Here is a 17,704-nt window from a genome sequence, read left to right on the forward strand (position 1 = left end):
TGCAGTGCGACACAGGGCAATTATGGCTTGGCCGGTTTCGCCGCGCGTTTGCCTGCGCTCGATGGTTTGCGCTGGGTTTTCTTGCGTTTGCTCTTCCAGGGGGTAGCGGCGCGTCCGCTGGGAGGTGGGCCGCTGATGGTCAGGCTCAGGCCGGCGCAGCGACTGACCTGCTTGCTCATCCACGCCGCTTGTTTGGTGACGAACTCCTCCAGGCTCATTTCGCCGCTCTGCACCATGTCCAGGGCCTGTTCCCAGATGGCCGTGGTCCCCGGGTCGGCGATTGCACGGGGCACGGCATCAATCAGGCTGAAGGCGGCCGGGGTTGCGGCCAGAGCCTTGCCGTTCTTGACCAGATAACCACGGTCGAGCAGGCCCTGGATGATCGAGGCGCGTGTCGCTTCGGTGCCGATGCCGGTGGTGTCCTTGAGTTTTTGCTTGAGCAACGGATCGTCCACCAGCTTGGCGACGTTCTTCATTGCCTTGATCAGATCGCCTTCGGTGAAGGGTTTGGGCGGTTGCGTCCACAGGTCCTTGAGCTGCACGCCGGCAACCGCGCAATCAATGCCTTCGCGCAGGTTCGGCAGGGTTTGCGGTGCGGGCGTCTCGCGGCCCTTGGCCGGTGCCAGGGCTTCAGGCAGGGCGCGTTTCCAGCCCGGCTCGACGATCTGCTTGCCGACGGCGCGCAAGGCTTCACCGGCGCAGTCGAAGTCGGCCTGGGTGCGATCGAATTCGTGATTGGGCAGGAACTGCGCCAGATAGCGCGCGCGAATCAGGGAGTAGACCGCACGGTGCTTGCCGGTCAGACGTTCCAGGTTCTTCGCGGCGGCGGTGGGGATGATGCCATGGTGGGCACTGACCTTGGCATCGTTCCAGGCCCGTGAGCGCCGCTGCGGCTCAAGGTGGTCGTGCAGGGCGTTCAGTGCCGGGTCGGCCTGGCGCAACGCGGCCAGAATGGCCGGCGCTTCGCTGTGCTGACTGAGGGGCAGGTAGCCACAATCGCTGCGAGGGTAGGTGATGACTTTGTGGGTTTCGTAGAGGGCCTGGGCAATGTCGAGGGTTTCCTGGGCGCCGAGGCCGAGTTTTTTCGAGCAGACTTCCTGCAGGGTGCCCAGGTCGAATGGCAGCGGCGCCACTTCGCGCATGCGCTCGGTGCGCAGCTTGATCACCCGGGCACTGGCCGCGCCGGCCATGGCGGCCGCAGCTTGTTGGGCCAGAGCCTGATTCAGGCAGCGGTCCTGGTCGTCGCAGACTTCGGAGGCCGCCCGCCATTGCGCGGTGAAAGCCGTGCCATCGTGCAGCAGGTTGACGTCGGTGGCCCAGTAGGCGACGGGGACGAAATCGGCAATGCTGCGGTCGCGATCCACCACCAGGCGCAGGGTCGGAGTTTGCACGCGGCCGACCGGCAGCACCCCCTGATAACCGGACTGGCGCCCCAGCAGGGTGAACAGCCGGCTCATGTTCATGCCGATCAGCCAGTCCGCCCGGGAGCGCCCCAGCGCCGAATGGTAAAGGCTGAAGGTCTCGGCCCCCGGTTTGAGTGCCGCCAGGGCCTTGCGGATCGAGGCGTCGTCCAGCGCCGACAACCAGAGCCGGCGGATCGGCCCGCGATAGCGACAGTGCTCGACCAGTTCCCGGGCAATCATCTCGCCTTCACGGTCGGCGTCGGTGGCGATGATCAATTCCGATGCTTCACCGAGCAGGCGCTTGACCGCTTTGTACTGGCTGGCGGTACGCGGCTTGACGGTCATCTTCCATTTGTCCGGAATGATCGGCAGGTCCGCCAGCACCCAGCGCTTGTAGCGTGCGTCATAGGCATCCGGTGGTGCGGTTTCCAGCAGGTGGCCGATGCACCAGGTGACCGTGACGTCCGTTCCCAGCCAGCAGCCGTCGCCCCGGCGCCTGGCACCGAGCACGGCCGCAATGTCTTTGGCCTGGGAGGGTTTTTCACAGAGGTACAGCCGCATAACCACCATCGTCGATCAATGTGCGTGAGGTGCACAGGATGGCGGTTGCTGCGCGTTGGGGCAATCTTTATCTGTATGGATGTACAGCTTGTTTGTTGCGATGGGTTTATCACCCGTTCGGCGTTGAAGCACTCGCGATTGCGAAACTTGGGTTATACCTGACTGTTCGAGGTCTCAGGTTGTGGGGCTGCTGCGCAGCCCATCGCGGGCAAGCCACGCTCCCACATTGGTCCGGGGCGTTGCCATTTGTCATGAGGAGCGTATTCCATGAAAAGCTCAAGTCCCAGTCCTGTCATCACCATTGCCGAGCAGCCCGGCTGCCTGCTGGTGATGTTCCACGGTATCCAGGTGGCCGCTTCGGCTCGTGCGTTGGTGTTGCTGGAGGCCAATTACCCGTCGGTGTACTACGTGCCGCGAGAGGACATCGACGAAAAGTATTTTGCCCGTACCGATCACACCAGTTATTGCCCCTACAAGGGCGATGCCAGCTATTTCAGCCTGCAGGTGCCGGGGCATGAAGGCGCCAACGCGGTGTGGAGCTACGAAGACCCCAAGGTGTCGGTAGAGCAGATTCGCGGATACATGGCGTTCTATCCGGATCAGGTGAAGTTCGAGCTGCTCGACGCCGAGGTTTAAGTGCGCTTATGGACCTTCACCGTGGCGAGGGGAAGTCCCTCGCCACGGGTAAACGCCAGGACCGATCTCGTCAGTTCTTGTCCAGATCGACGTTGCGCGTCTCGCGCAGACACAGCAAACCCACCACCAGGCTGACTCCGGTGATCACCACCGGATACCACAGCCCATAGAAAATATCCCCGGTGTACACCACCAGGGCGAACGACACAGTCGGCAGGAATCCACCGAACCAGCCATTGCCGATGTGGTAGGGCAGGGACATCGAGGTGTAGCGGATGCGGGTCGGGAACAGTTCGACCATCAGCGCAGCCAGCGGTCCGTAGCACATGGCGGAGATGATGATCAGCGCGACGATCAGGGCAACAATCATTGGTTTGTTGATCTGCTGCATGTCCGCCTGTTGCGGATAACCGGCGAGAGTCACCGCGCCACGCAGGGCTGATTCGTCGAAACCGTCGATCTGCACGTCACCGACGCTGATCTGCACGCCACTTCCGGCCGGTGCGGCTTCGCTGTGGTAAGGCAGGCCCTGCTTGACCAGGAAGGTCTTGACCTTGTCACAAGGGCTGTCGAATTTCGCCTTGCCCACCGGGTCGAACTGGAAGGTGCAGGTGGCCGGGTCGGCCAGTACGGTGATCGGTGCCTGGCGGCTGGCCTGGTCGATGGCCGGGTTGGCGTAGTGGGCCAGGGTCTTGAAGATCGGGAAATACAGTGCGGTGGCGAGCAACAGGCCGAGCATCAGTATCGGCTTGCGCCCGACCTTGTCCGACAGCCAGCCGAAGAAAATGAAGAAGGGTGCGCCAATGGTCACGCTGACGATCAGCAGGCCGTTGGCCACGGCCGGGTCCATTCTCAGGAACTGGGTGAGGAAGAACAGCACATAGAATTGCGCGGCATAGAAGGTCACCGCTTGCCCGGCATTGATGCTGAACAGGGCGATCAGCACCACCTTGAGGTTTTCCCATTTGCCGAACGAGTCACGGATCGGCTGTTTGCACAGCTTGCCTTCTTCTTTCATTTTCACGAAGGCGGGGGACTCGTGCAGGCTCAGGCGAATCCAGGTGGAGATGCCCAGCAGCACGATGGAAAACAGGAACGGAATACGCCAGCCCCAGACTTCGAACTGATCGCCAGTGAAATAGCGGCAACCCAGCACTACCAGCAGCGACAGCAGCAGGCCCAGGGTCGCGGTGGACTGAATCCAGCTGGTGTGGAAACCGCGCTTGCCCATCGGCGCGTGTTCCGCGACATAGGTGGCGGCGCCGCCGTACTCACCGCCCAGGGCCAGGCCCTGGAGCATGCGCAGCACCACCAGGATGATCGGCGCTGCGATGCCGATGCTGGCGTAGGTCGGTAGCAGTCCGACGCAGAAGGTCGCCAGGCCCATGAGGATGATGGTGGCGAGGAAGGTGTACTTGCGCCCGATCATGTCTCCCAATCGCCCGAACACCAGGGCGCCGAATGGGCGGACGATGAAGCCGGCAGCGAAGGCCATCAAGGCAAAGATGAATGCCGTGGTGTCGTTGACCCCGGCGAAAAACTGCTTGCTGATCACCGCCGCGAGGGCGCCATAGAGGAAAAAGTCGTACCACTCGAAGACCGTCCCGAGGGACGAGGCAAAGATGACTTTCTGGGTCTCCTGGCTGGTGCTCGTGCTGCGCGCGGCTTCCAGGGGCTGAACGTGTTCTGACATTGCGTATCCCTCACAGTGATTGTTTTTGTTGTTCCACTGGTGTTGCCTGTTCCATTTCAGAGGTAATGCTCGGTGTCCGTGACCCTGATGTGACCCTTGTGGGAGCGGGCTTGCTCGCGAAGGCGTCGTGTCATTCAACATCAAGTTGAATGATCCACCGCTTTCGCGAGCAAGCCCGCTCCCACAGGGATTGTGTTTACAGCAGGGGTAAGGATCAGTTGCGCCGCTTTCTCGGCGATCATCAGCGTAGGCGAGCAGGTGTTGCCCGAGGTGATACGCGGCATGATCGAGGCATCGGCAATGCGCAGGCCGGGGATGCCATGGACCTTGAGTTGCGCATCGACCACGGCATCGGCGTCATTGCCCATGCGGCAGGTGCCGACCGGATGGAAGATCGTCGTGCCGATCCGCGCGGCGGCTTCGTGCAGTTGCTCATCGCTTTGCAGGCTGTCGCCGGGCAGGTACTCGACCGGGTTGAAGGCTTTCAGGGCCGGCGCAGCGACGATGCGGCGGGTCAGGCGAATGGCGTCGGCGGCGACCCGCAAGTCTTCCGGGTGGCTTAAATAGTTGGGCTCAATCAGTGGCGCCTGCTGCGGATCGGCAGAGCGGATTTCCACGCGACCTCGGCTCTGCGGGCGCAAATCACAGACGGACGCGGTGAACGCCGGGAAGGCGTGCAGCGGTTCGCCAAAGCGCTCCAGGGACAGCGGTTGCACGTGGTACTCGAGATTGGCTGAAGTCTGCTCCGGCCCTGAACGGGCGAAGGCGCCCAACTGGCTCGGCGCCATGGACAGCGGGCCGCTGCGGTCATACAGGTAACGCAGACCCATGCCCATCTTGCCCCACAGGCTGCCGGCGATCTGGTTCAGGGTACGCGCGTTTTCCAGCTTGTAGATCAGCCGCAGTTGCAGGTGATCCTGCAGGTTGCCGCCGACACCGGGCAGTTCATGGACGACGCCTATGCCCAGGCGCTCCAGCAGCGGGCGAGGGCCGATGCCCGAACGTTGCAGGATGCTCGGCGAACCGATGGAGCCGGCACAGAGGACGATTTCCTTGCGCGCCCTGAAGGTTTTCACCTGACCTTGCCATCGCGCGCTGACCGCTGCTGCGCGGCCATTGTCCAGCAGCACGCGGTCGACTTCGACGCCGGTCAGTACCGTGAGATTGCTGCGCTGGCGAACCGGTTTGAGAAACGCCTTGGCCGCGTTCCAGCGCACGCCGGCCTTCTGATTGACCTGGAAATAACCGCAGCCTTCGTTATCGCCCTGGTTGAAGTCGTCGATGCTGGCGATGCCGCTTTGTTCGGCGGCACTGCGAAAGGCATCGAGAATCGGCCACGACAGGCGCTGGCGTTCGACTCGCCATTCCCCGGCGGCACCGTGAAATTCGGCGGCGCCGGCAAAGTGGTTTTCGCTTTGCTTGAACAGCGGCAACACGTCCTGCCAACGCCAGCCAGGATTACCGTCGGCCGCCCAGCCGTCGTAATCGCCGGCCTGGCCGCGCATGTAGATCATGCCATTGATCGACGAGCAGCCGCCCAGCACCTTGCCGCGCGGGTAGCTGAGAGTGCGGCCTTGCAGGCCCGGTTGCGCTTCGGTCTTGAAGCACCAGTCGGTGCGCGGGTTGCCGATGCAGAACAGGTAACCCACGGGGATATGAATCCACGCATAGTTATCGCGACCACCGGCTTCGAGCAGCAGCACCCGCTGCTGCGGGTTGCTCGACAGCCGATTGGCCAGCAGACACCCGGCCGGCCCGGCGCCGACCACGATGTAGTCGTATTCATCAAGGGAAGTCGGCATCCATGACCTCGTTTGTTGTTCTTGTTGTGGGTCATCCTAGTTGTTAGCTTTCGGCAAAAGAATGTTAGTTTTTGCGCAGCCGCTGTGCGTTTTTGAACAGCCAACCCCATAGCCCGGCTCAAGGATGATTCATGTTCGACTGGAATGACCTGCGGTTTTTTCTCGAATTGCAGCGCAGCGGGCGTCTGCTGACCGCTGCCCGCCGTTTGAACACCACCCACGCCACTGTGGCGCGGCACATCGAAGCCATCGAGAAGAGTCTGGGCACGGCGCTGTTCGTGCAGCATGCCCAAGGCTATGAGTTGACACCGGCCGGCGAAGCGCTACTCAAACACGCCGAGGCGATGGAAAACGTCGCGCTGCTGGCCCAGGAGGAGATCACCCAGTCCACGGCGCCACTGGGCAAGATCCGCGTCGGGGTGACGGAAGGGCTGGGGATCATGTTCCTCGCCAGTCGCATGAACGGCCTGTTCGAACGCTATCCCGGACTGGAAGTGGAGCTGGTGGCGGTGCCGCGCTTTGTCAGCATCCTCAACCGCGAAGCGGAAATCAGCATCCACCTGGAACGCCCGGCCGCCGATATGCTGGTGACCCGAAAACTTACCGATTATCGACTGGCACTGTATGCCAGCCAGGACTATCTCGACCGCTCGCCACCGCTGCGCAGCCGCGAAGACCTGGGCAGACATGCCTGGATCGGCTATGTCGACGACCTGTTGTTCAGCCAGGAGTTGATGTTCCTCAACAGCTTTTGCCGCAACCCGCAGGTGGTCTTTCACAGCACCAGTGTGATTGCCCAGCAACAGGCGGCGCGCTCCGGCCTGGGGATCGCCGTGCTGCCCTGTTACATGGCCAGCGCCGACCCTGAGCTGGTGCCGCTACTGCCGGACGAAAGCATCCAGCGCAGCTACTGGATCAGCACCCGCCGCGAACTGCACAAGTCCGTGCGGCTGCGGGTATTGTGGGATTACGTGGTGCAGTTGTGTGAGCGTGAGCAGGGGTTGCTGCTGGGGCCAGCTTCTCCCGGTGTCTGAACGGACGCCTTCACGGGCAGCCCGCTCCCACATTGGAATGTATTCTCCCCTGCGGGAGCGGGCTTGCCCGCGAAGGCGGTGTACATCCAATATCCATCTTGAGGTCTAAGCAACAATCTCGAACGAGGTACTGGCCAGGCGTTCGCCGTTGACCATGATATGTACGGCGTGCACGCCCGCGTAGTGCTTGCGCGTGGTGAGTTCCTTGATCTGCTGACCTCGGCTTATCACCTCGGAGGCCTTGCCGGGCAGGGTGAGGGCCTTGAGCTTGAACACTTTGGCCGAGGTGCTGCCGTTGGCCTTGACGTAATCGACCGCATAATCGATCACCAGGTGCTGACTGGTTTCGACGGTGGATTTGACGGCAAAAGACAGGGTGATTTTCTGTCCCAGGCTGATCACTGGCGGCTCGACTTTCACATTCATGATCTCGACTTCAGGCTTGCCACTCGCGCCGATGATTGCCAGCGCCCGCGGGTTACCCTGTTTGATCAGGCTGCGCAGGGCATGTCTGGCGATCCATGCGGTGTGTTTGTCGTCCAGCGCCCAGCCTTCGATCAGGTCCAGCACCCATTCGGGATGATCCTTGGTGATGTCGTTGAGGTGATTGGCCACGGATTTGCGTACATACAGGCTGGGGTCGGCCTTGAGATTGTCGAGAATGCCGGCAGCCAGGCACGGGTCGGCCTGCACCGGCTCCAGGCGAAACGACCAGGGCAGACGGGGTCGGCAACCTTCGCTGGCAAGGCGCCGCACGTGTTCGTTGGCATCCAGAGACCAGAGGTGCATCAGTTGCAGCGAGCGATGCAGGTCGCTGCGCAGGAAATGGCGGATGGCGAATTCCGATGAGCCGAACGCGGTGAAATACTTGAGCGCGTCCATTGAGCGCTCGAACGCATGGGCGCCATAGCTGGCGACATAGTGCGGCAGGCACATGCTGACGAAGCCGCTGTTGAGGCGCGGGGCGAGGGCACGCAGGACTTGCAATGACGCTTCATAGTCCAGCGGCAGCACCGCGTGCAGGCACTCACTGACCCGGGCCATGCGCTGCATCACGCTCAACTCCGCCAGGCCGGTCTGGGCCAGTTCGAGGAACTTCCCCGCATCGAATTCGGGATAGACCGCGCTCATCTCTGTGGCAATGTGCTGGAAGCGTTCGGCGTTGAAGATTTCCTTGAGGGCGGGGGAGGATTGGTCAGTCATTGTCGGCTCCTTGGGTTGTTCATCCGATGCATGTGGGAGCGAGCCTGCTCGCGATGGGGCCATCAAGCACACCTCAATTCTTGCTCGTTTGCTCTTCCAGCTGATCCGACTCAAACAGTTTCGCCAGTTCCGCCCGGGCTTCCTGCGCGGTCTGCCGGACTTTCACCGCGTCGTCATACACCGCGTGCTGGGCTTCGAGCACCTGCTCGTCGTGATGCTTGAAACGCTTGATTCGTGCATCCGCCTGAGCCGGGGTCAAACCCAGGCCGATCAGCGCCTGACGGCTCATTTCAAGGCTCGAATAGAAGGTTTCGCGCACAGCAACGGCGTCCAGGTCGATCAGGCGATGTACGTGCTGACGGTTACGGGCGCGGGCGATGATTTTGATCTGCGGATAAAGCTTGCGCACCAGTTCAGCGGTCTTGATATTGGTTTCCGGATCATCGGTGGCGATGATGAAATATTCGGCCTGGCCAACCTTGGCCGCGCTGAGGATCTCCGGGCGCATCGGGTCGCCGTAGAACACCGGCACCCCGCCAAAGCTGCGGGACAGCTCGATGGTTTCCACGGAGGTGTCGAGGGCGACGAACTTGATGTTCTGCGCGCGCAAAATACGCGAAATGATCTGGCCCATGCGGCCCATGCCGGCAATCACCACCCGTGGGGTGTCGGCATCGATTTCACGAAATTGCTCAGGCACTTCCACCGGTTGCACCCTGGGGCTGACGAGACGCGCGCAAACCAGCAGTAACAGCGGCGTCACCGCCATGGACAGGGTAATGGTCAGCACCAGCAAGTCATGCAGCCCGGGGGCGAACAGCCCCTGGTCGCGACCGATCTGGAACACCACAAAGGCAAACTCACCACCGGCGGCCAGCACGATGCCCAGGCGGATCGCGCTGACGTTGCCCAGGCCACCCGCCAGGCGGCCGACCAGAAACAGCAGTGGCAGTTTGATCGCGATCAGCAGCAGGGTCAGGCTCAACACCGCAATGGGTGTACTGAGCAGCAGGCTGAGATTGGCGCCCATGCCGACGCTGATGAAAAACAGGCCCAGCAGCAGGCCCTTGAACGGTTCGACCTGAGCTTCCATCTCATGGCGGTATTCGGAGTCTGCCAGCAGCAGTCCGGCAAGGAATGCACCCAGGGCCATGGAGATTCCGGCCATGTCCATCAACCACGCGGTGCCAATCACTACCAGCAGTGCCGTGGCAGTCGACACTTCGGGCAAGCCGGACTTGGCCACCACACGAAATACCGGCCGCAGCAGATACCGTCCGCCGATCACCACTACTGCGATGCTGCCAAGGACACGCAGGCCACTATTCAAGTCTTCGCCGGCGCTGGTGCTGTGATCGCCGCCGGCGAGCAACGGCACCATGGCGATCAGCGGGATCGCTGCGATGTCCTGGAACAGCAGGATCGCGAACGCCAGGCGCCCGTGGGGGCTGGTCAATTCCTTGCGTTCAGCCAGACTCTGCAGGCCAAACGCGGTGGACGACAGTGCCAGGCCGAGGCCCAGCACGATCGCGCTGTTCAAGCGCTGGCCGAAAACAAACATGGCTACTACGCCAATCACTGTTGCGGTCAGGAGCACCTGCGCCAGGCCGACGCCGAACACCGACTTGCGCATCACCCACAAGCGCCGCGGCGATAACTCCAGGCCAATGATGAACAGCAGCAACACCACGCCCAGTTCAGAGATATGGCTAACGCTTTGCGAATTACCGACCAGGCCCAGCACCGATGGCCCGATGATCACCCCGGCAAACAGATAACCCAGTACGGCCCCCAGTTGCAGGCGCTTGGCCAGGGGAACGATGAGTACGGCCGCAAGCAGAAATACGACAGCGGCTTGCAGCAGGTTGCCTTCATGTGGCATGAGAAAAACTCCTGGGACTCGGTACGGCTGGGTTACAAGGATAAAGGCTGGATCAGGAGGGATCTACAGCGCAAAAGGGCTCATCGCGAAAGTTGCGATCACAATGCCCATGTGGGAGCCCGCTCGCGATGGCGGCGTGTCAGTCGCCGGTGATGTTGAATGTGCCGGCCTCATCGCGAGCAGGCTCGCTCCTACAGTGAGTCTAAGCGAACACAAATTCCGCTCACGGCACCAATCCCCTGTGGGAGCTGGCTTGCCAGCGATGGCGGTCTGTCAGCCGCCAGTGATGTTGGATGGCCCGGCCTCATCGCGAGCATGCTCGCTCCTACAGTGAGTCTGCAGTGGACACAAAATCTGCGTAGGACCACAAACCCTGTGGGAGCTGGCCTGCCAGCGATGGCGGTCTCATCTGTCACAAACAGGCGTAAGGCGGGCACGACGCCATTAGCTGGCGCTCAACGCCCATTTTGCAGCAGCTCACCTTTATCCCAGAGCAGTACCAGTTCACCGGGCGCCTGGTCTTCCGGCACTTTCAATACCATTTCATCGTCCTGCTCGCCGGTGCGGAAGCGCAGTTCGATCTGGTAAAAGCGCTGATCGCCACGGCCGGATGATGAACTGGTCAGCGGCAGACAACCTTCCAGCAAGGTACAGATGCGCGTCCGTTGTTCGAAATTGCATTGTGCGAACTCGATTTGCCGTGGTCGGGTCAAGGCCTGAATCGTCGCAAAACCGCCTTGGCGAGAGAGGCGAACGACGGCTTGCTCGTCCAGTATTGGCAGGGTTTTCATGGCGCCTCCCGAGTCAGATTGACACCCACATCGGCCCAGCCCTGTTGCACGGCACGTGCCTCATGGGCACTGAAGCGCTTGCGGGCATGCTCAAGGGTCAAATGCGCGAAGGCGCTGAATGACGCTTCGCGGTTCAAGCTCCGATCGCACAATGCGTCGTACCAGATGCGACCGGCTTTCTCCCAGGCAAAGCCGCCCAGCGCTTGTGCCACCAGGTAAAACGCCCGATTGGGGATGCCCGAGTTGATGTGTACGCCACCGTTGTCCTCCTGAGTGATGACGAACTTGCCCATGTGGTCCGGTTGCGGGTCCTTGCCCAGCAGCGGGTCGTCGTAGGCGGTGCCCGGATGGGCCATGGACCGCAGGCCAACGCCATTGATGCGCGGTGTCAGCAAGTCTGCACCGATCAGCCAGTCCGCCTGATCGGCGGTCTGCCCCAGGACATGTTGCTTGATCATGACGCCAAACACATCCGACAGCGATTCATTCAGCGCGCCTGACTGGTCGGCATACACCAGGCCGGCTTCGCTTTCGATCACGCCATGGGTCAATTCATGGCCGACCACATCCAGCGAGCGGGTGAAGCGCTGGAAGATTTCGCCGTCGCCGTCACCAAAGACCATTTGCGAACCGTTCCAGAACGCATTTTCGTAGTTCTGGCCGTAATGCACGCTGCCGATCAAGGCAAACCCTTTGTTGTCGAGAGAGTTGCGACCAAGCACCTTCCAGAAAAAATCGTAGCTGGCCCCCAGCGCATCGTAGGCTTCGTCGACCGCCGGATCACCACTTGCCGATTGGCCCTCGAGACGCACCGGCATGCCGGGCAACAGCGTTTTCCCCAGGGCATCATAAACGCTGCGTTGTGCCAGCCCTGGTTGATTGGTTTGCAGGAGAATTGCCGCCGAAGGAGGACGCACGGGTGGGCCCGGCTGATGCCGCAAGGTGCGAATATGGGTCAGGGTGTTCATCGCGCTGGCCCGCTGGTGTTCAGAGCCGTTCGCGAGGATACGGCGCAGAATGTAGGGCGGGATGAAACTGCGTAGAGCCAGAGTGTCAGTCATCAGAGCATCCCTTGCACAATGGTGGTTGATACTTATGTGAGCGACAGACGAGGTATCGGTTCCACCCATTGCCATCCGCGCCGGTTTCTGCGAAAACCGCCGTCCACGCCTGCAAGAATCGGGCGAACGTGAACGAGTACGAACATGACCAACGAACTACAAATCATCGATCTCGAACCCGGCGCTGGCAAAGCCGCCGTCAAAGGCGCGCTGATCACCACCCAATACCGCGGCTGGCTGGAGGACGGCACTGAATTCGACTCTTCCTACAGTCGAGGCAAACCTTTCCAGTGCGTAATCGGCACCGGTCGGGTGATCAAGGGCTGGGACCAGGGAATCATGGGCATGCAGATCGGCGGCAAGCGCAAGCTGCTGGTGCCGGCGCATCTGGCTTATGGCGAACGCACCATGGGCAAAATCACGCCGAATTCGAACCTGATATTCGAAATTGAATTGCTGGAAGTGCTGACCCGGGATGACTGATTGACGCATCAACTCAGTCAAATGTTGAACCGAGTCGCCTGCATCGCCAGCAAGCCGGCTCCTACGGGGGGCTGCATCAGCCACAAAAAAGCCGCCTTCGACATCGAAGGCGGCGCTTTTTACGACCGGTGGGTGTCAGGTCAGACCTTGACGATCCAGCCCGCTGGTGCTTCGACGTCGCCGGTTTGCACCCCGGTCAGCTCTTTGTAGAGCTTCTGGGTGACCGGACCGACTTCGGTTTCGCTGTGGAACACGTGCAGGTGGTCGTTGTAGCTGATGCCACCGATCGGCGTGATCACCGCAGCGGTACCGCAGGCGCCGGCTTCCTTGAAGTCCGCCAGCTTGTCGATGAACACGTCGCCTTCGACCACTTCCAGGCCCAGACGGGACTTGGCCAGTTCGATCAACGACAGGCGGGTGATGCCTGGCAGTACCGACGGCGAGTTCGGGGTTACGAACTTGTTGTCGTGGGTAATCCCGAAGAAGTTGGCCGAACCGACTTCCTCGATTTTCGAGTGGGTCATTGGGTCCAGGTAGATGCAGTCGGCAAAGTGGGCTTTCTTGGCCTGGGAGCCTGGCATCAGGCTGGCGGCGTAGTTGCCACCGACCTTGGCGGCACCGGTGCCTTGTGGCGCGGCGCGGTCGTAGCTGGAGATCAGGAAGTTGTGCGGGGTCAGGCCGCCCTTGAAGTAGGCGCCGACCGGGATGCAGAAGATCGAGAAGATGAACTCGGGGGCGGTGCGCACGCCGATGTTGTCACCCACGCCGATCACGAACGGGCGCAGGTACAGCGCGCCGCCGGTGCCATAAGGCGGGATGAAGCGCTCGTTGGCGCGGACCACTTCCTTGCACGCTTCGACGAACTGCTCGGTGGACACCTGCGGCATCAGCAGGCGGGCGCAGCTGCGTTGCATGCGCGCGGCGTTCTGATCCGGGCGGAACAGGTTGATCGAGCCGTCTTTGCAGCGGTAGGCCTTCAGGCCTTCAAAGCACTGCTGGCCATAGTGAAGGGCAGTGGAGCCTTCACTGATGTGCAGCACGTTGTCTTCGGTCAGGGAGCCTTTATCCCACTCACCGTTGCGCCAGTGCGACAGGTAGCGTTTGTCTGTCTTGATGTAGTCAAAACCCAGCTTGTCCCAATTGATGCTTTCGTTACCCATGACACCCTCTATCACTGAACAACCGTCGAAACGGTTCAAGGCTTCTGACATTTTTTTGGATGGGGACAACAATACTTCATTCCGGGCCGGTTTCGCAGCCCGGACTATCGGCTAATCGGCAGAAATAGTGTCGCTCTGGAGAATTCGCGAGCAAGCCCGCTCCCACAGTAGTTTCTGGTGTTTGCAAAATTTGTGTTCACTGCAAATCCCCTGTGGGAGCGGGCTTGCCCGCGAAGAGGCCATCAGCCACGCCATCCATTGTCCTGGATCACAGGTGCAGCGCGTGGCCAAGGGCCCGCAACGCCGCTTCCTGCACCACCTCGCCCAGCGTCGGATGGGCATGGATGGTGCCGCCGATGTCTTCCAGCCGCGCGCCCATTTCCAGACTCTGGGCAAACGCCGTGGACAATTCCGACACCCCGACGCCCACCGCCTGCCAGCCGACAATCAGGTGATTGTCCCGACGGGCGACCACTCGCACGAAGCCGCTTTTGGACTCCAGCGTCATCGCCCGGCCATTGGCGGCGAACGGGAAGCTCGAGACGATACAGTCCAGCCCCGCAGCCTTGGCGTCGTCCGGGGTCTGGCCGACCACCACCAGTTCCGGGTCGGTAAAGCACACGGCAGCAATGGCGGTCGGGTTGAACTCGCGGGTCTTGCCGCTGATCAGCTCGGCGACCATCTCGCCCTGGGCCATGGCCCGGTGCGCGAGCATCGGCTCACCGCTGAGGTCGCCGATGGCATAGACGTTGCGCATGCTGGTCTGGCAGCGATTGTCGATCTTGATCGACGAACCGTTCATCTGCAGATTCAGCGCTTCAAGGTTCCAGCCCCGGGTGTTGGGCTTGCGCCCGACAGCCACCAGCACCTGATCGGTTTCCAGGTTCAGGGTGTCGCCATTCGGCTCCAACACCTGCAGTGTATTGTTAGAAGAATCAAAGCCTTGCACGCTATGTTTCAAGTAAAGCTTCACGCCAAGTTTTTTCAGTTCGTCATGGACCGGTTGGGTCAATTCGGCGTCATAGGCCGGCAGGATGCGCTCCTGCGCCTCGACTACGCTGACCTCGGCGCCTAGCTTGCGATAGGCAATACCCAGTTCCAGGCCGATGTAGCCGCCACCCACCACGATCAAGCGTTTGGGCACCGAGGTCGGCGCCAGGGCTTCGGTGGAAGAGATGATCGGCCCGCCAATCGGCAGCATCGGCAGGTTCACGCTCTTCGAACCGGTGGCCAGCACCAGATGCTCGCACTGTATGCGCGTGTCGCCGACCTCGACGGTCTTGCCGTCGATGACCTTGGCCCAGCCCTGTATGACCTGGACCTTGTTCTTCTTCAGCAGCGCCGCAACGCCGGTGGTCAGGCGGTCGACGATGCCGTCCTTCCATTCCACGCTCTTGGTGATATCCAGGCTTGGCGCCGAAACACTGATGCCCAGGGCCGAGTGCTGGCTGTGGTGTTGTGTCTGGTGGAACTGCTCGGCCACGTGAATCAGTGCCTTGGACGGAATGCAGCCGATGTTCAGGCAAGTACCGCCCAGGGATTGGCCTTCCACCACAATGGTCGGGATACCCAGCTGGCCGGCACGGATCGCCGTCACATAACCGCCAGGGCCGCCGCCAATGATCAATAGCTTGGTGCTCAGAGACTGCATGCCTTACTCCATGAACAGGGTAGCGGGTTGTTCGAGCAGGCCGCGTACGGCCTGGATGAAGAGCGCCGCGTCCATGCCATCGACCACGCGGTGATCGAAAGAGCTGGAGAGGTTCATCATCTTGCGGACCACGATCTGGCCTTTGATCACCATCGGCCGTTCGACGATCTTGTTGACGCCGACGATGGCCACTTCCGGCAGGTTCAGCACCGGGGTGCTGACGATGCCGCCAAGGGCGCCGAGGCTGGTCAGGGTGATGCTCGAGCCGGACAGTTCGTCGCGGCTGGCCTTGCCATTGCGGGCAGCGGTGGCCAGGCGGGAGATTTCCGCCGCGTTGTCCCACAGGCTGCGGGCCTCGGCATGGCGCACTACCGGCACCATCAAACCGATGTCGGCCTGGGTGGCGATACCCACATGCACCGCGCCGAGGCGGGTGATGACCTGGGCTTCGTCGTCGTAACGGGCGTTGATCTGCGGGAAATCACGCAGGGCAACGACCAGGGCGCGCACCAGGAACGGCAGCAAGGTCAGCTTGCCGCGAGTGGCGCCATGTTTTTCGTTGAGGTGTGCGCGCAACTCTTCCACGGCAGTGACGTCGATTTCTTCGACATAGCTGAAATGCGCGGCGCGCTGGGTGGCGTCCTGCATGCGCTGGGCAATCTTGCGGCGCATGCCGATCACCGGGATCTGTTCTTCGTCGTTACGCTGGGCGTAAGCGGCAGAGGCAGGTGCCGATGCATTCGACTGACCCTGGGCCAGGTAGGCATCGAGGTCGTCGTGCAGCACGCGACCGGCCGGGCCGGTGCCGCGAACCAGACGCAGTTGAATGCCGAGGTCCAGTGCATGTTTGCGCACGGCCGGGGAGGCCAATGGGCGCTCATCGGCTTCGCGGGCTACCATCGGGCCTTGGCAGACGGCGGCTCGTGGTGCTGCAGCAGCGACCGGTTTGCTTTGCACTACGGCTTCAACTTTCGGCGCCGCAACCGGCGCTTCTTTAACGACGGGGGCCGCAGGCTGAGCCGACTCCTTGACGTTGCCCGCGCCTTCGACTTCGATACTGATCAGCACACTGCCGACCGCCATCACTTCGCCAGGCTGGCCGCCCAGGGCAATCACCTTGCCATGAACCGGCGACGGAATATCGACCATCGCCTTGTCGGTCATCACATCGGCGAGCACCTGATCCTCGACGACCATGTCGCCGACCTTGACGTGCCACACCGACAATTCAACTTCTGCGATGCCTTCGCCAATGTCCGGCATCTTGATAACGTGAGTACCCATTCAGACCTCCATGACCCGTTTCAAAGCCGCGCCCACTCGGGACGGACCAGGGAAATACGCCCACTCTTGCGCGTGCGGGTAGGGGGTATCCCAACCGGTGACGCGTTCGATCGGCGCTTCCAGGTGGTGGAAGCAGTGCTCTTGTACCAATGCAGCCAGTTCCGCACCGAAACCGCAGGTGCGGGTGGCTTCGTGGACGATCACGCAGCGCCCGGTTTTCTTCACCGACTTGGTGATGGTTTCCAGATCCAGCGGCCACAGGCTGCGCAGGTCGATCACTTCGGCATCGATACCAGTCTCTTCAGCGGCGACTTGCGAGACATACACGGTGGTGCCGTAGGTCAGGATGGTCACGGCCTTGCCCGGGCGGGTGATGGCGGCGACGTCCAGCGGCACCGTGTAGTAACCGTCCGGCACTTGTGCGGCAGGGTGTTTCGACCACGGGGTTACCGGGCGATCGTGGTGGCCGTCGAACGGACCGTTGTACAGGCGCTTGGGCTCAAGGAAGATTACCGGGTCATCGTTTTCGATGGAGGCGATCAGCAGGCCCTTGGCGTCGTAAGGGTTGGACGGCATTACCGTGCGCAAGCCGCAGACCTGGGTGAACATCGCTTCGATGCTCTGGCTGTGGGTCTGGCCGCCATAGATGCCGCCGCCACAAGGCATGCGCAGGGTCATTGGCGCGGTGAATTCACCGGCTGAGCGATAACGCAGGCGCGCCGCTTCGGAAATGATCTGGTCCGACGCCGGGTACACGTAGTCGGCGAACTGGATCTCGGCCACCGGGCGCAGACCATAGGCGCCCATGCCCACGGCCACGCCGACGATGCCGCTTTCGGAAATCGGTGCGTCGAACACCCGGGAGGTGCCGTATTTGTTCTGCAAGCCTTCGGTGCAACGGAACACGCCGCCGAAGTAGCCCACGTCCTGGCCGAACACCACGACATTGTCATCGCGCTCAAGCATCACATCCATGGCCGAGCGCAGGGCCTGGATCATGGTCATGGTGGTAGTGGTCATGGCGGTTTCCAGCTGGATATTGTTGTTGTGATCGTTCATG

Annotated in this window: 14 protein-coding genes; 3 read left to right on the plus strand and 11 right to left on the minus strand. The window is 61.6% G+C overall.

The genetic code is table 11. The features are described 5' to 3' along the window. Window positions 1-20 precede the first annotated feature (20 nt). Window positions 21-1,964 carry a DNA topoisomerase III gene (locus tag KW839_RS07375; RefSeq protein ID WP_256352561.1) on the minus strand — a complete coding sequence of 648 codons (1,944 nt, stop codon included), beginning with the start codon at window positions 1,962-1,964 and terminating at the stop codon, window positions 21-23. Between the two features lie 267 nt (window positions 1,965-2,231). Between KW839_RS07375 and KW839_RS07380 the strand changes: the two genes are divergently transcribed. After that, window positions 2,232-2,600, plus strand: a complete 369-nt coding sequence (locus KW839_RS07380; RefSeq protein WP_060540419.1) for a DUF427 domain-containing protein — start codon at window positions 2,232-2,234, stop codon at window positions 2,598-2,600. Between the two features lie 70 nt (window positions 2,601-2,670). On the opposite strand, the gene KW839_RS07385 is transcribed toward KW839_RS07380, so the two are convergent. Both KW839_RS07385 and KW839_RS07390 read right to left on the minus strand, forming a co-directional pair. Further along, a complete protein-coding gene (locus KW839_RS07385) occupies window positions 2,671-4,293 on the minus strand; it encodes an MFS transporter (protein WP_218423876.1) in 1,623 nt (540 codons plus the stop codon). Window positions 4,294-4,433: 140 nt separating this feature from the next. After that, window positions 4,434-6,095 carry a GMC family oxidoreductase gene (locus KW839_RS07390; RefSeq protein ID WP_060540421.1) on the minus strand — a complete coding sequence of 554 codons (1,662 nt, stop codon included), beginning with the start codon at window positions 6,093-6,095 and terminating at the stop codon, window positions 4,434-4,436. A 131-nt stretch (window positions 6,096-6,226) separates the two neighbouring features. On the opposite strand from KW839_RS07390, the gene KW839_RS07395 reads away from it, so the two are divergent. Beyond that, entirely contained in the window at window positions 6,227-7,129 is a 903-nt protein-coding gene (locus KW839_RS07395; protein ID WP_060540422.1) for a LysR family transcriptional regulator, read from the plus strand. A 105-nt stretch (window positions 7,130-7,234) separates the two neighbouring features. Here the strand turns inward: KW839_RS07395 and KW839_RS07400 are convergent, their stop codons facing one another. The 4 genes from KW839_RS07400 to KW839_RS07415 all read right to left on the minus strand — a co-directional run bounded on the left by KW839_RS07400 (window position 7,235) and on the right by KW839_RS07415 (window position 12,066). Continuing rightward, on the minus strand, window positions 7,235-8,332 hold the full coding sequence (locus KW839_RS07400; protein ID WP_218423877.1) for a DNA alkylation repair protein: 1,098 nt from the start codon (window positions 8,330-8,332) through the stop codon (window positions 7,235-7,237). Between the two features lie 73 nt (window positions 8,333-8,405). After that, window positions 8,406-10,214, minus strand: coding sequence for a monovalent cation:proton antiporter-2 (CPA2) family protein (locus KW839_RS07405; RefSeq protein WP_218423878.1), 1,809 nt, complete (start codon window positions 10,212-10,214; stop codon window positions 8,406-8,408). 455 nt (window positions 10,215-10,669) lie between these two features. Continuing rightward, window positions 10,670-11,005: a protealysin inhibitor emfourin gene (locus tag KW839_RS07410; protein ID WP_218423879.1), complete on the minus strand. Its 336-nt coding sequence runs from the start codon at window positions 11,003-11,005 to the stop codon at window positions 10,670-10,672. Further along, window positions 11,002-12,066 (minus strand): M4 family metallopeptidase, encoded by a 1,065-nt coding sequence (locus tag KW839_RS07415; RefSeq protein WP_218423880.1) that lies wholly within the window; start codon window positions 12,064-12,066, stop codon window positions 11,002-11,004. Before KW839_RS07415 ends, KW839_RS07410 begins: the two co-directional genes overlap by 4 nt. Before the next feature lie 144 nt (window positions 12,067-12,210). Between KW839_RS07415 and KW839_RS07420 the strand changes: the two genes are divergently transcribed. Further along, window positions 12,211-12,549, plus strand: coding sequence for an FKBP-type peptidyl-prolyl cis-trans isomerase (locus KW839_RS07420; protein WP_218423881.1), 339 nt, complete (start codon window positions 12,211-12,213; stop codon window positions 12,547-12,549). A gap of 140 nt (window positions 12,550-12,689) precedes the next feature. Here the strand turns inward: KW839_RS07420 and KW839_RS07425 are convergent, their stop codons facing one another. The 4 genes from KW839_RS07425 to KW839_RS07440 form a co-directional block, all read right to left on the minus strand. Beyond that, window positions 12,690-13,709 carry a branched-chain amino acid aminotransferase gene (locus tag KW839_RS07425; protein ID WP_060540429.1) on the minus strand — a complete coding sequence of 340 codons (1,020 nt, stop codon included), beginning with the start codon at window positions 13,707-13,709 and terminating at the stop codon, window positions 12,690-12,692. A 268-nt stretch (window positions 13,710-13,977) separates the two neighbouring features. Continuing rightward, complete coding sequence (gene lpdA, locus KW839_RS07430) at window positions 13,978-15,360, minus strand: dihydrolipoyl dehydrogenase (RefSeq protein ID WP_218423882.1); 1,383 nt, start codon at window positions 15,358-15,360, stop codon at window positions 13,978-13,980. 3 nt (window positions 15,361-15,363) lie between these two features. Beyond that, window positions 15,364-16,644 (minus strand): dihydrolipoamide acetyltransferase family protein, encoded by a 1,281-nt coding sequence (locus KW839_RS07435; protein WP_218423883.1) that lies wholly within the window; start codon window positions 16,642-16,644, stop codon window positions 15,364-15,366. After that, window positions 16,645-17,703 carry an alpha-ketoacid dehydrogenase subunit beta gene (locus tag KW839_RS07440; RefSeq protein ID WP_060540432.1) on the minus strand — a complete coding sequence of 353 codons (1,059 nt, stop codon included), beginning with the start codon at window positions 17,701-17,703 and terminating at the stop codon, window positions 16,645-16,647. Window position 17,704 lies beyond the last annotated feature (1 nt).

The sequence above is a fragment of the Pseudomonas sp. PDM31 genome (assembly GCF_019218965.1).
GTDB lineage: Bacteria > Pseudomonadota > Gammaproteobacteria > Pseudomonadales > Pseudomonadaceae > Aquipseudomonas.